Genomic DNA, 12904 nt, shown 5'->3' with positions numbered 1-12904 from the left:
TATCAAAGATCGAAGTTGCTCGGCTTCGGCGCCGAAGCCTGTGCAGTCACGCCCGCACTCTGCGCGATCGCCTTCTGAGCGGCCGCCGCGTTGTCATCGCTGGTCCGGTAAGCGCCCGCCGTCTTCGTGACCGCGTCCTTCATGGCCGTGATCTGGGACAAGAAGTCCTTGTGGAGCTTGACGAGTTCCGTGTGCACCTTGCCGTAGGCGGTCGTGAGGTCCGTCGCCTCCGTGAATGTGGCGCTGGCCAAGTCCGTACCCTGAAGCTTCTGCTCCTTCATGTTGTACGGCGCAGCCGCTGACCCCTCCATCGCTTGGAGCAGGGCCTCGACCTTGTTCGCGAAGACGGTGAGCGTGTCGATCTCGATCTTGACATTCTGCCCGCCAAAGGCGGCCACGAGGTCCTGAGCGCTCGAATAGGTTTGCGACTCGCTGATGGTGGGACCGTACATCTTTGGGTTGGCGGGCAGGGTATACGCGCCGCCGCCAGTCGGGTTGGTCCCCGTCGGCGTCGTCCCCGCGCTCGGTGCACTCGTCGGATCCGTCACAGCAGTCCACCTCTCCCCCGTACGGCCGGGCCCCCGGGCGACCCCCGGGGCCTCCCCGCCGCAACACACCGTCAACTTCTTCTGGTCTTACCGTCCTGGTCGGTTCGACCGCCCTCCCTGGGGGCGGTCGACCTCCTCCGTCATGGTAGCCACCGCCCCTGTCGGACCGGCAGGGACCTTGGCCCGCCCGGGCTCGATCGGTACGAACTTGACACGTACAACCCGCTTCCGGCCGCTGGGTAGACTGACCCGGTACGCCCCATCTGCCGCGCAATGTCGCACAGCAGCGACCCGAGGCCGCAGAACGGACGTGACGGCATGCCTTCGCACGAGCAGATCTCGACCCCCTGGTGGGCCCGTGCCGTGCGGCCGGCGCGGCCGCCGGTGCCGGTGGTGTTGATGGTGCGGGCCGCGGTCGGGCTGGTGGTGCCGCTGGCGGCGGGGCTGTGGGCGCACCGGCTGGGTCTGGGAGTGTTCGCCGGGCTGGGGGCGATGCACGCGACGATGAACGATCGGGTCGAGCCGGCGCTGCTGCGGGCGGCCAGGATCGGGTCCGCGGTGGTGGCTTCGGCCTTCGGGATGCTGGTCGGTACGGCCTTGCAGCACGCGCACGTCGGGGCGGCCGGGCTCGGTGTCGGACTGACCTTGACGGCGTTCGTGTCGGGTGCGGTGAGTGCGACCGGTCCGCGCGGGTCGGCGGCGGGGATGCTGCTGCTGGTGTCGGCCGCGTTGGGCAGTGGGATGCCGTTGCCGGGTCCGTGGTGGGCGGCGGCGCCGATGATGCTGGTGGGTGCCGCGTTCGTCGTACTGTCGGGTCTGCCGGCCGCCCCGCACCGTGACCCGCGCAACCGGGCGTTGGCCGCCGTGTACGAGGCGCTCGGCCACACCCTCGCCGATCTGGGCACCGCGCGGGGCGCGGACTCCCGCCGGGTGCTGACGGCCCGCTTGAACCAGGTGCAGGACCTGCTCCCGAACCGCCGTCCGGCGGAACCCACCGGTCTGCGCCGGATGTACGAGGCCGCCCTGGCCGCGACCGAGGCGGCGACCGGCCTGTTGTGGGCCTGGCGGCCCGTGCCGCCCGAGGTGGCCGCGGTGCCGGGGCTGCTGGCGGAGGCGGTCCGGCGGGGCGGCGGCGAGGTGGCGGTGCCGGACTGGCGGCCGGACACCCCGGCCAGGCAGGCGCTGGACGTGGCGCTGCGGGCCGCCGCCGAGGCCGTGGCAGGCCGCGACGCGCGGATCGGCACCGCTCCGCCGCCCCCGCCGGACCCGTGGCGGCTGCGCGCCGGGCTGTTGTCCGGGCCGTCGGTCCGGTACGGCCTGCGGGTCGCGCTCTGCATCGCGGCGGGTTCGGTGGTGACGGCCGGCTTCCCCCTGAGCAAGAGCTACTGGGTGCCGATGACGATCGCCTTCGTGCTGAAGCCGGATCTCGGTTCGGTGTTCCTGCGCGCGGTGAGCCGTGCGGTCGGCACGGTGCTCGGCGTGGTGGTGACGGCGGCGCTGCTGTCGCTGACCACCGAGGAGTGGGCGCTGACCGCGATGGCGGCCCTCTGCGTCGCCCTGCTGCCGTACGCCACGGCGGCGCACTACGGGCTGAACACCGTGGTGATGACGCCGATGGCGCTGCTCCTGCTCCAGTTGGGCGGGCAGAGCGGCGCGGCCGAGTTCTGGCCCCGGGTGCTGGACAGCGTGCTGGCGAGCGTCGTGGTGCTGCTGTTCGGCTACCTGTTGTGGCCGGAGCGTCCGCGCCACCGGATCGAGCCCCGGCTGGTCGCCGCGACGACCGCGCTGCGCGCCTACCTGGACGCGGTGACCGACCACCGGAGGACGGGCGAGGTGTGGCTGCGCCGTACGGCCTACCGCTCGCTGGCGGACGCCCGGCACGAGGTGCGGCAGGGACTGACCGAGCCGCCGCCGGCCGGTCGGCTGGCCGAGCAGTGGCTGCCGGCGACGGCCGCGCTGGAGCGGCTCGGTGGCGCGGTGGCCGCGTTCGCCGCGCAGGTCCGGTACGGCGGCCGGGTGCCGGATCCGGCCGAGACGGAGCGGGTCCGCCGGGCTCTGGACGAACTGACCGCCGCGGCCCGGGAGCACCGGCCGCCGACCAGACCGGCGGCCCGGCCGAGTGCGCCGCACGACCCGGCGCTCAGTGCGCTGGGCCGTGCGGCGGACGAACTCGAAGTGCTGCTCGGGAGACCGTAGTTCAGACGCAGTGGGCCTCGTGGCTCAGACCTGCTCGGCCAGCTCCAGCCAGCTCATCTCCAACTCCTCCTTCTCGTCCCGGACGGCGCGCAGCTGCCCGTCCAGTTCGGCGACCTTGGAGAAGTCGGCGGCGTGCTCGGCGAGTTGGGCGTGCAGCTTGGACTCCTTCTCGTCCAGCTTGGCGATCTGCCGCTCGATCTTCTGCATCTCCTTCTTGGCGGCGCGCAGGTCCCCACCGGACAGCCCGGAGGCCGTCTCGGCGACGGGGGCCGGAGCTGCCGCGACGGGAGCCGCGGCAGCCGCCATGCGCGCCCGCCGCTCCAGGTACTCGTCCACGCCGCCCGGCAGCATCCGCATCTTCTTGTCGCCGAGCAGCGCGTGGACGACGTCCGTGGTCCGCTCGATGAAGAACCGGTCGTGGCTGATGACGACCATCGAGCCGGGCCAGCCGTCGAGCAGGTCCTCCAGCTGGTTGAGGGTCTCGATGTCCAGGTCGTTGGTCGGCTCGTCCAGGAACAGCACGTTGGGCTCGTCCATCAGCAGCCGCAGCAGCTGGAGGCGCCGCCGCTCGCCGCCGGACAGGTCGCCGACCGGCGTCCACTGCTTGTCCTTGCCGAAGCCGAACTGCTCGCACAGCTGCCCGGCGCTCATCTCCCGGCCCTTTCCGAGGTCGACCCGGGAGCGCACCTGCTCGACGGCCTGCAGCACCCGGGTCTCCGGGTCCAGTTCGGCGACCTCCTGCGACAGGTAGGCCAGCCGCACGGTCTTGCCGACCTTGACCACGCCGGAGGCCGGCTGCACGTCGCCCTCGGAGGCGTACGCGTCCCGCATGGCGCGCAGCAGCGAGGTCTTGCCGGCCCCGTTGACGCCGAGCAGGCCGATCCGGTCGCCGGGGCCGAGCTGCCAGGTGAGGTTCTCCAGCAGCAGCTTGGGGCCGGCCTTGACGGTGACGTTCTCCAGGTCGAAGACGGTCTTCCCGAGCCGGGCGTTGGCGAACTTCATCAGCTCGCTCTTGTCCCGGGGCTCCGGCACGTCCGCGATCAGGGCGTTGGCCGCCTCGATCCGGTAGCGCGGCTTGGAGGTGCGGGCGGGGGCGCCGCGGCGCAGCCAGGCGAGTTCCTTGCGGGCCAGGTTCTGGCGCTTCTGCTCCTCGACGGCCTCGATCCGGGAGCGCTCGGCGCGGGCGAAGACGTAGTCGGAGTAGCCGCCCTCGTACTCGTGCACCTCGCCGTGCTGGACGTCCCACATCCGGGTGCAGACCTGGTCGAGGAACCAGCGGTCGTGGGTGACGCAGACCAGCGCGGAGCGGCGCTTCTGCAGGTGCTGGGCGAGCCAGTTGATGCCCTCGACGTCGAGGTGGTTGGTGGGCTCGTCGAGGATGATCAGCTCCGGGGAGCCGAGCAGCAGCTTGGCGAGGGCGATCCGGCGGCGCTCGCCACCGGAGAGCGGGCCGATGACGGTGTCCAGGCCGTCGGCGAAGCCGGGCAGGTCGAGGCCGCCGAAGAGGCCTTCGATGATGTCGCGGATCCGGGCGTCGCCGAGCCACTCGTGGTCGGCGCGGTCGGCGATGACCTCGTGCCGGATGGTCGCCTCGGGGTCGAGCGAGTCGTGCTGGGTGAGGACGGCCGGTTCGAGGCCGCCGCTCCAGGTGATCCGGCCGCCGTCGGGCTCCTCCAGCTTGGCGAGCATCCGGATCAGGGTGGTCTTGCCGTCGCCGTTGCGGCCGACGACGCCGATCCGGTCGCCCTCGCTCACGCCCAGGCTCACCGCGTCCAGCAGGGCGCGGGTGCCGTAGACCTTCGTGACGGACTCGATGGTGGCGAGGTTGACGGCCACGTGTGCTGCGCTCCTGGGTTCGGCGGTCGCGGGGCGGGCCCAGCCCGCCCCTCTCTCGGGGACACACCCCGATCACCCCAGCCTAGTGGGCCCGCCGTGACCCGAACGCCGTACCTCAGATCACCGAAGCCCCCGGCACCGGCCCGTGCGTGGCGTGGGCGGTCCGGCAGGTGCCGGAGGCCAGCAGGGCCGTGGCGACGGCGGCGGCCGCCTCGGCGTCCTTGGCCAGGAAGGCGCAGGTCGGTCCGGAGCCGGAGACCAGGGCGCCGAGCGCGCCGGCCTCGGTGCCGGCCCGCAGGGTGGCGGCCAGCGAGGGGCGCAGTGAGAGGGCGGCGGGCTGGAGGTCGTTGACGAGCGCGGCGGCCAGGGCGACGGCGTCGCCCTCGGCGAGGGCGGCGAGCAGCGCCGGGTCGGCGTCGGGAGCGGCCACGTCCGCTTCGCTGGAGCCGGTGCCGGCCTCCTCGCGCAGCCGGTCGCACTCGCGGTAGACGGCGGGGGTGGACAGGCCGCCGTCGGCGACGGCGAAGACCCAGTGGAAGGTGCCGGATACGGCGAGCGGCTCCAGGACCTCTCCCCGGCCGCTGCCCAGCGCGACGCCGCCGAGCAGGGCGAACGGCACGTCGGAGCCCAGTTCGGCGGCGAGCTCCAGCAGCGTCTCGAAGGGCGTGCCGAGCTGCCACAGCGCGTCGCAGGCGACCAGCGCGGCGGCGCAGTCGGCGCTGCCGCCGGCCATGCCGCCGGCCACCGGGATGGCCTTGGCGATGTGCAGGTGCACGCCCGGGTCGGCGATCCCGTGGTGGGCGGCGAGCAGCCGGGCGGCGCGGGCGGCGAGGTTGCTGTCGTCGAGCGGGACGGCGTCGGCGTCGGGCCCGGAGCAGCTGAGCGTCACGCCCTCGCCCGCAGTCGCCGTGACCTCGTCGCCCAGCGCGACCGCGAAGAAGACGTTGGCCAGGTCGTGGAACCCGTCGGCGCGCAGTCCGCCGACCCCGAGCTGGACGTTGACCTTGGCCGGTACCCGTACGGTGATCACACGACGTCCTTGGGCTTGTGCTCGGCGATCGCGGCGAACTGTTCCACCGTCAGCATCTCGCCGCGCAGCTTGTGGTCGATCCCGGCGGCCGCGAGCGCCTGCTCGGCCCCGGCGGCGGAGCCGGCCCAGCCGGCCAGCGCGGCGCGCAGGGTCTTGCGGCGCTGGGCGAACGCGGCGTCGACCACCGCGAACACCTCCGTGCGGCTGGCGGTGGTCCTCGGCGGCTCACGGCGGACCAGCGAGACCAGTCCGGAGTCCACGTTGGGGGCGGGCCAGAACACGTTGCGCCCGATCGCGCCGGCCCGCTTCACCTCGGCGTACCAGTTGGCCTTGACCGACGGGACGCCGTACACCTTGTTGCCGGGCCTGGCGGCGAGCCGGTCGGCGACCTCGCTCTGCACCATCACCAGGGTCCGCTCGATGCTGGGGAAGGTCGCCAGCATGTGCAGCAGGACGGGCACGGCCACGTTGTACGGCAGGTTGGCGACCAGCGCGGTGGGCGCCGGGCCGGGCAGTTCGGTGACCTCCATGGCGTCGCTGAACACCAGGTCGAAGGCGTCCGCCTTGCCGGGCATCCGGGCCGCGACGGTGTCCGGCAGGTGCTGGGCGAGCACCGGGTCGATCTCGACCGCCGTGACGTGCCGCGCCACCTCCAGCAGCGCCAGCGTCAGCGAGCCGAGCCCCGGCCCGACCTCCACCACCGCGTCCTGCTCCGTCACCTCGGCGGCCCGGACGATCCGCCGCACGGTGTTGCCGTCGATGACGAAGTTCTGCCCGCGCTGCTTGGTCGGCTTCACGCCGAACGCGGCCGCCAGCTCCCGGATGTCGGCGGCGCCCAGCAGGTGGCTGTCAGGGGTGGGGTCGGTGGTGCTCACGCGCCAAGGATACGGGCGCGTGAGGGGCTCGGAGTTCGACGACCGGGCGAGGTCGATCTCCAAGGGGTACGGCACCGAGGTCCGGGGCGTCCCCCGTGCTGGGCGACGGGCGGGTGGACGCCCCTCTCCTCGTCCCGGTGGAACGCGTCTCTCCTCGTCCCGGTGGAACGCGTCCCGTTCGACCCGCCTCAGTAGCCGAAGGCCCGGGCGGTGTTCTGCGCGACGGCCGTCGACAGCTCGTCCTCGTGCAGTCCCAGGGTGGCCGCCATCGAGCGGACCGTGACCGGGATCAGGTACGGCGCGTTCGGCCGACCCCGGTAGGGGTGCGGGGTGAGGAAGGGGGCGTCGGTCTCGACCAGGATCCGGTCGAGCGGGGTGGCCAGCAGGGCGTCGCGCAGCGGCTGGTTGGCCTTGAAGGTGACCGGTCCGGCGAAGGAGAGGTACCAGCCGTGCTCGGCGCAGACCTTCGCCATCTCGGCGTCGCCCGAGTAGCAGTGGAAGACCGTCCGCTCCGGCGCGCCCTCGGCGAGCAGGACGGCGATGACGTCCTCGTGGGCGTCCCGGTCGTGGATGACCAGCGCCTTGCCGTGCCGCTTGGCCATCTCGATGTGGCGGCGGAACGACTCCTTCTGGATCTCCACCCCCTCCGGCCCGGTGCGGAAGTAGTCCAGGCCGGTCTCGCCGACGGCGAGCACCTGGGGCAGGGCGGCCAGCGCGTCTATCTCGGCGAGCGCCTCGTCCAGCGCCGCCCGGCCGCCCGCGGGACGCTGCTGCCCGGACCACCCGTCCGGGTCGCCGAGGAAGATCCGCGGCGCCTCGTTGGGGTGCAGGGCGACGGCCGCGTGCACCTGCTCGTACCGGGCCGCCAGTTCGGCGGCCCAGCGCGAACCGGGCACGTCGCAGCCCACCTGGACCACCGTGGTGACCCCGACCGAGGCGGCCCGGGCGAGCCCCTCGGCCGGGGTGCCGGCCTGCATGTCGAGGTGGGTGTGCGAGTCGGCCACCGCCACGGCCAGGGGTTCCGGCAGCGGCGGCGGGGTCGACCGGTCGTCGTCCTTGGCGGGCATCAGGAAGCCGGCTTCTCTTCGAGGCGCGGGAACAGGATCTCGCCCTTGGTGACGGTGGCACCGGCGGGCAGCCGGCCCCAGTCACCGGCGGTGGCGACGGACTGCGCGGCGAGCGCGCCGAGGCCCTCGGCGGCGCCGAGCGAGGTCCACAGCTTCTCGGCGGTGGACGGCATCACCGGGTTGAGCAGCACCGCGGTGCCGCGCAGCGCCTCGGCGGCGGTGTAGAGGATGGTGGCCAGGCGGGCCTGCCCCTCGGCCGACTCGTCCTTGGCGACCTTCCACGGCTCCTGCTCGGTGAGGTAGCCGTTGACCTGCTTGACGAACTCGAAGACCGCCGCGAGGCCGCCGGCGAAGTCCAGCTCCTCGCCGATCTTCCGGTCGGCGACCTCGACGGCCGTGCGCAGCCCGTCCGCGACGGCCTGCTCGGCGTCACCGTGCGCGGTGGCGGCCGGCAGCGCTCCGCCGAAGTACTTGCCGACCATCGCGGCGACCCGGGAGGCCAGGTTGCCGAAGTCGTTGGCGAGCTCGGAGGTGTACCGGGCGGTGAAGTCCTCCCAGGAGAACGAGCCGTCCGTGCCGAACGGGATCGCCCGCAGGAAGTAGTAGCGGTACGCGTCCACGCCGAAGTGCGAGGTGAGGTCGGTGGGCGCGATGCCGGTCAGGTTGGACTTGGACATCTTCTCGCCGCCGACCATCAGCCAGCCGTTGGCGACGACCCGCCTGGGCAGCGGCAGGCCCGCGGCCATCAGCATGGCGGGCCAGATCACCGCGTGGAAGCGCAGGATGTCCTTGCCGACCAGGTGGACGGAGGCCGGCCACAGCTCGGCGAAGCGCTCCGGGTCGCTGCCGTAGCCGGCCGCGGTGATGTAGTTCTGCAGCGCGTCCACCCAGACGTAGAGGACGTGCTTCTCGTCCCAGGGCAGCGGGACGCCCCAGTCGAAGGTGGAGCGGGAGATCGAGAGGTCCTTGAGGTCCTGCTCGACGAAGCGCAGCACCTCGTTGCGGGCCGAGGCCGGCTGGATGAAGTCGGGGTTGGCGGCGTAGAACTCCAGCAGCCGCTCGGCGTAGGCGGAGAGCCGGAAGAAGTAGTTCTCCTCCTCCAGCCACTCGACCGGCCGCTTGTGCACGGCGCAGAGTTTCTCGTCCGCGGTGGCGCCGTCGAGCAGCTCGGCGGGGAGCTTGAACTCCTCGCAGCCGACGCAGTACGGGCCGGAGTAGCCGCCCTTGTAGATCTCGCCCTTGTCGTACAGGTCCTGGACGAACTCCTGCACCCGGGCGGTGTGCCGCTCCTCGGTGGTGCGGATGAAGTCGTCGTTGGCGATCTCCAGGTGCTGCCAGAGCGGCTTCCAGGCCTCCTCGACCAGCTTGTCGCACCACTCCTGCGGGCTGACGCCGTTGGCCTCGGCGGTCCGCATGATCTTCTGACCGTGCTCGTCGGTGCCGGTCAGGTACCACACCTTCTCGCCGCGCTGGCGGTGCCAGCGGGTGAGGACGTCGCCCGCCACGGTGGTGTACGCGTGGCCCAGGTGGGGACGGTCGTTGACGTAGTAGATCGGAGTGGAAACGTAGTACGCCGGGGCGCTCGCCCCGGTGGTGCTGTGGTCTGCAGTGGCCGCCATGGTCGGAAAGCTTAGTCGGGCCCGAACGCACCCCTCGACCGCATTTGCGGCGGGGCCGCCCGCCGCACTGCTCGCGGCGGGCGGCCCCGCTCCCGCTCCCCGGCCGGCGGTCGGCCCGGCGTCCGCCCGGCGGTCAGCCCAGCAGCCGCGCCCAGAACCGGGCCCAGCGTCCGCGCGGCGGGTCCACGGGCTCCGCCGTCACCGGGGTCGCCACGGCCGGCTCGGCGTGCGCCGGGTAGCCGGGGGCGTGCTGCCAGGGCTGGTCGGCGGAGGCCACCCGGCCCTCGCGCATGATCCGGACGGTGTGGCCACCGCATCCCGGGCAGGTCGGCTTGAGCAGAGGGGACGGCACCCGGACACCGTTGGCGTGGTACTCGAACACGATGTGGCCGTCCTTGGCCACGTGGTGCTCGATGTCGTACGCCTGCTCCCAGCCGTACCCGCAGCGCAGGCAGGCGAAGGAGTAGGCCTCCCGCACGGTCTCGACGGGAGTGTGCGCCCGCCCCGCAAGGCCGGGGACGTTCAACGCGTTGCCACTGCGGGGGCTACCGACGATCTCACTCATAGCCGTCTCCCACTGCCCGTCGGGCGCTCGCCCGGCTGGGTCTTTCCCCTCCAGGAAATGCCCGGACCGCCCCGGTCGACGCCCTTCTTGTGAAAGCTTGGATGCGGGTTGGGAAGTCCTATACGAAGGGCCTCCCGGAGCCCGTCCAGCACGACCGAAACTTCAGCTCAGTGGGCGTTTACCGGGGCCTTCCCTCCAAGGTACGACTCCCCGCCCGCCTCGCAACCCCCGGAATTCACCCCTTTTTCAAAGCCCCTTCCGAAGCCTCCTTCTTGGCCGCCACCACCGCGTCGAAGACCTCCCGCTTGGGCACGGAGAGTTCGACCGCGACCGCCGCGATGGCTTCCTTGCGCCGCTCCCCGGCCTCTTCCCGGACGGCCACCAGCCGGGCCAGCTCGGCCGGGGTGAGCTCCTGGGGCGCGGCCGGCGGGGCGCCCGCGACCACGACGGTGATCTCTCCCCTGACGCCCTCCGCCGCCCAGGCCGCCAGCTCGCCGATCGGCCCGCGCTTGACCTCCTCGTAGGTCTTGGTGAGCTCGCGGCACACCGCGGCGGGCCGCTCCGGCCCGAAGGCCTCGGCCATCGCCGTGAGCGCCTCGGCGATCCGGTGCGGCGCCTCGAAGAAGACCATGGTGCGCGGCTCGGCGGCGATCGAGGCCAGCTGCCGGGCCCGGTCGCCGGCCTTGCGCGGCAGGAAGCCCTCGAAGGTGAAGCGGTCGACCGGCAGGCCGGACAGCGCCAGCGCGGTGAGCACCGCGGACGGCCCGGGCACGGCGGTGACCTTGACGTCCGCCGCCACGGCCGCCGCCACCAGCCGGTAGCCGGGGTCGGAGACCGAGGGCATCCCGGCGTCGGTGACCAGCAGCACCCGGGCGCCGCCGAGCAGCGCCTCGACCAGTTCGGGGGTGCGGCCGACCTCGTTGCCCTCGAAGTAGGAGACGACCCGCCCGGCCGGGGTCACCCCGAGCGCCTGGGTGAGCCGGCGCAGCCGCCGGGTGTCCTCGGCCGCGATCACGTCCGCCGTGGCCAGCTCGGTGAGCAGCCGGGGCGGGGCGTCCGAGACGTCGCCGATGGGGGTGCCTGCGAGAACGAGTACTCCTGTCACGGGCCCCATCCTTGCAGTTCCCGGGCGCCGGGGCTTTTGGTGACGATTCGGGCAGCTTGCGAGGGACCGCTCACACGTACGAGGAGCGCCCCTACGATGTGGCGGATGAACGGCGACACGGCGGCGCAGGCCCCCACTGGTACGGACCACTCCGCGCAGGGCGGTGCCGGCCTGCCGTCCCCCCGCTCACCCGGGTCCCCCGTGAGCTGGCGGGAGCGCCTGGCCGGGCACGGCTACCGCACCCGCCCCACCGGCACGCTCACCGAGCGCCTGGTCCCGCCGATGCCGGACGGCCCCGGGGTGACGGGGCCCGACGTCCCGCAGTCCCCGGCGCTGCTGCGCCTGGGGATCTCGCTGCCGCAGGGCCTCTGGTACTTCCTGTGCCGCTGGTCCGGGTGGCTGGGCCCGGTCACGGTGGCGGTGTTCGCCGGGCTGTTGCGGTTCACCGACCTCGGCCAGCCTCGCGCGATCATCTTCGACGAGACGTACTACGCCAAGGACGCCTACGCGCTCTGGCACGGCGGCTACGAGATCAACTGGCCGGAGGACGCCAACACGACGATCATGACGCCGGGCGCGGCCGTCCCGTACCGCCCGATGGCGTCGTACGTGGTGCACCCGCCGGTCGGCAAGTGGATCATCGGTGCGGGCGAGCAGCTGTTCGGCATGAACCCCTTCGGCTGGCGGTTCGCGGTGGCCCTGCTCGGCACCCTGTCGGTGCTGATGCTGGCCCGGATCGCCCGCCGGATGTTCCGCTCCACCCTGCTGGGCTGCGTGGCCGGCCTGCTGCTCTCGGTGGACGGCCTGCACCTGGTACTCAGCCGGACGGCGCTGCTCGACCTGGTGGTGATGTTCTGGATGCTCGCCGCCTTCGGCTTCCTGCTGCTGGACCGGGACCGCACCCGGGCCCGGCTGGCGGCGCGCCTGGGCGGGGTGGCGGACCCGGCGCTCGCCCAGCGGCTCAACCTGGGCTGGCGCCCGTACCGGATCGCGGCCGGCGTCTGCGTCGGCCTGACCTGCGCCACCAAGTGGAGCGGGCTGTACGTGGCGGCGGCCTTCGGGGTCCTGACCGTGCTGTGGGACGTCGGCGCCCGCCGGCTGGCCGGGGCGCCGCGCCCGTACCTGGCGGTGCTGGCCCGGGACGTGGTGCCGGCCTTCGTGTCGGTCGTCGTGGTCTCGGTGGCCGTCTACCTGGCCTCCTGGTGGGGCTGGTTCGCCAGCAGCAACGCGCCCGGCCAGGGCGGCTGGGGCCGGGACTGGGCGGTCGGCCGCTCCACCGACTACCCGTGGATACCGGAGGGCCTGCGCGCCCTGTGGCACTACCACTCGACGGTCTACGAGTTCCACACCCACCTGACCGACCCGCACACCTACCAGTCCAACCCCTGGTCCTGGCTGGTGCTGGGCCGCCCGGTGTCCTTCTACTACGAGTCCCCCAAGTTCGGCCAGGACGGCTGCACCGTCGCCGACTGCGCCCGCGAGGTGCTGGGCATCGGCACCCCGCTGCTGTGGTGGACGGCGGTGGTGGCGCTGGTCTACTGCCTGTGGCGCTGGGCGTTCCGCCGGGACTGGCGGGCCGGCGCGTTGCTGTGCGGCCTGGCCGCGGGCTACCTGCCGTGGTTCCTGTACCAGCAGCGCACGATCTTCCTCTTCTACGCGGTGGTGTTCGTCCCGTTCCTGGTGCTCGCCGTGACGATGCTGATCGGTGCGCTGATCGGGCCGGCCGGTGCCTCCCGGGACCGTCGGATCATCGGCTCGGCGACGGCCGGCCTGCTGGTGCTGCTGATCATGTGGAACTTCCTGTACTTCTTCCCGCTGTTCACGGGGCAGACGATCCCGCTGGAGGACTGGCGCAGCCGGATGTGGTTCAACAGCTGGATCTGAGCCGGCGGCCCGGGCCCCGCAAGCCCGACACACCGTTCCCCCGCGACGTCCGCACCCGGTCCACGACACGTACCAGATCCGTCACAAGACCCCGGGGTTTCGTCGGCGTCCTCATCAGCGCTGCCTAGGGTGGGGTACGTACCGCGTTTCCGGCCCGTCCGGTTGCGCCCGGCCGCGAT

The 12904-nt window shown here is 72.8% G+C and carries 10 protein-coding genes; 2 read left to right on the top strand and 8 right to left on the bottom strand.

Translation table 11 applies throughout. The features are described 5' to 3' along the window. Positions 1-2: 2 nt before the first annotated feature. Entirely contained in the window at positions 3-548 is a 546-nt protein-coding gene (locus ACH4J0_RS15925) for a hypothetical protein (protein ID WP_396240367.1), read from the bottom strand. Positions 549-866: 318 nt separating this feature from the next. Between ACH4J0_RS15925 and ACH4J0_RS15920 the strand changes: the two genes are divergently transcribed. Beyond that, positions 867-2744 (top strand): FUSC family protein, encoded by a 1878-nt coding sequence (locus ACH4J0_RS15920; RefSeq protein WP_396240365.1) that lies wholly within the window; start codon positions 867-869, stop codon positions 2742-2744. 24 nt (positions 2745-2768) lie between these two features. Here the strand turns inward: ACH4J0_RS15920 and ACH4J0_RS15915 are convergent, their stop codons facing one another. The 7 genes from ACH4J0_RS15915 to rsmI all read right to left on the bottom strand — a co-directional run bounded on the left by ACH4J0_RS15915 (position 2769) and on the right by rsmI (position 10841). After that, complete coding sequence (locus ACH4J0_RS15915; protein WP_396240363.1) at positions 2769-4580, bottom strand: ABC-F family ATP-binding cassette domain-containing protein; 1812 nt, start codon at positions 4578-4580, stop codon at positions 2769-2771. A 115-nt stretch (positions 4581-4695) separates the two neighbouring features. Then, the gene (locus ACH4J0_RS15910) at positions 4696-5610 is read right to left on the bottom strand and encodes a 4-(cytidine 5'-diphospho)-2-C-methyl-D-erythritol kinase (protein ID WP_396240361.1); all 915 of its coding nucleotides are present in this window, start codon (positions 5608-5610) and stop codon (positions 4696-4698) included. Next, entirely contained in the window at positions 5607-6485 is an 879-nt protein-coding gene (rsmA, locus tag ACH4J0_RS15905; protein ID WP_396240358.1) for a 16S rRNA (adenine(1518)-N(6)/adenine(1519)-N(6))-dimethyltransferase RsmA, read from the bottom strand. Before rsmA ends, ACH4J0_RS15910 begins: the two co-directional genes overlap by 4 nt. A 188-nt stretch (positions 6486-6673) precedes the next feature. Beyond that, the gene (locus tag ACH4J0_RS15900; RefSeq protein ID WP_396240356.1) at positions 6674-7552 is read right to left on the bottom strand and encodes a TatD family hydrolase; all 879 of its coding nucleotides are present in this window, start codon (positions 7550-7552) and stop codon (positions 6674-6676) included. Next, positions 7552-9171: a methionine--tRNA ligase gene (metG, locus tag ACH4J0_RS15895; protein WP_396240354.1), complete on the bottom strand. Its 1620-nt coding sequence runs from the start codon at positions 9169-9171 to the stop codon at positions 7552-7554. Before metG ends, ACH4J0_RS15900 begins: the two co-directional genes overlap by 1 nt. Positions 9172-9304: 133 nt before the next feature. Beyond that, positions 9305-9736: a hypothetical protein gene (locus tag ACH4J0_RS15890; RefSeq protein ID WP_396240352.1), complete on the bottom strand. Its 432-nt coding sequence runs from the start codon at positions 9734-9736 to the stop codon at positions 9305-9307. Between the two features lie 235 nt (positions 9737-9971). After that, positions 9972-10841, bottom strand: coding sequence for a 16S rRNA (cytidine(1402)-2'-O)-methyltransferase (rsmI, locus tag ACH4J0_RS15885; RefSeq protein ID WP_396240350.1), 870 nt, complete (start codon positions 10839-10841; stop codon positions 9972-9974). A 105-nt stretch (positions 10842-10946) separates the two neighbouring features. On the opposite strand from rsmI, the gene ACH4J0_RS15880 reads away from it, so the two are divergent. Then, the gene (locus ACH4J0_RS15880; RefSeq protein WP_396240348.1) at positions 10947-12725 is read left to right on the top strand and encodes a dolichyl-phosphate-mannose--protein mannosyltransferase; all 1779 of its coding nucleotides are present in this window, start codon (positions 10947-10949) and stop codon (positions 12723-12725) included. Positions 12726-12904: the final 179 nt, after the last annotated feature.

It is taken from the genome of Kitasatospora sp. NPDC017646 (assembly GCF_044329365.1).
Lineage (GTDB): Bacteria > Actinomycetota > Actinomycetes > Streptomycetales > Streptomycetaceae > Kitasatospora.
The sequence above is the reverse complement of the archived record's forward strand: the minus strand, read 5'-3'. Positions and strand labels throughout refer to the sequence as shown.

Excerpts from the sequence above, each read along its gene's own strand:
- ACH4J0_RS15880 (WP_396240348.1), top strand. The coding sequence starts at position 10,947 with ATGAACGGCGACACGGCGGCGCAGGCCCCCACTGGTACGGACCACTCC.
- ACH4J0_RS15900 (WP_396240356.1), bottom strand. The coding sequence starts at position 7,552 with ATGCCCGCCAAGGACGACGACCGGTCGACCCCGCCGCCGCTGCCGGAA.
- ACH4J0_RS15920 (WP_396240365.1), top strand. The coding sequence starts at position 867 with ATGCCTTCGCACGAGCAGATCTCGACCCCCTGGTGGGCCCGTGCCGTG.
- metG (WP_396240354.1), bottom strand. The coding sequence starts at position 9,171 with ATGGCGGCCACTGCAGACCACAGCACCACCGGGGCGAGCGCCCCGGCG.
- ACH4J0_RS15890 (WP_396240352.1), bottom strand. The coding sequence starts at position 9,736 with ATGAGTGAGATCGTCGGTAGCCCCCGCAGTGGCAACGCGTTGAACGTC.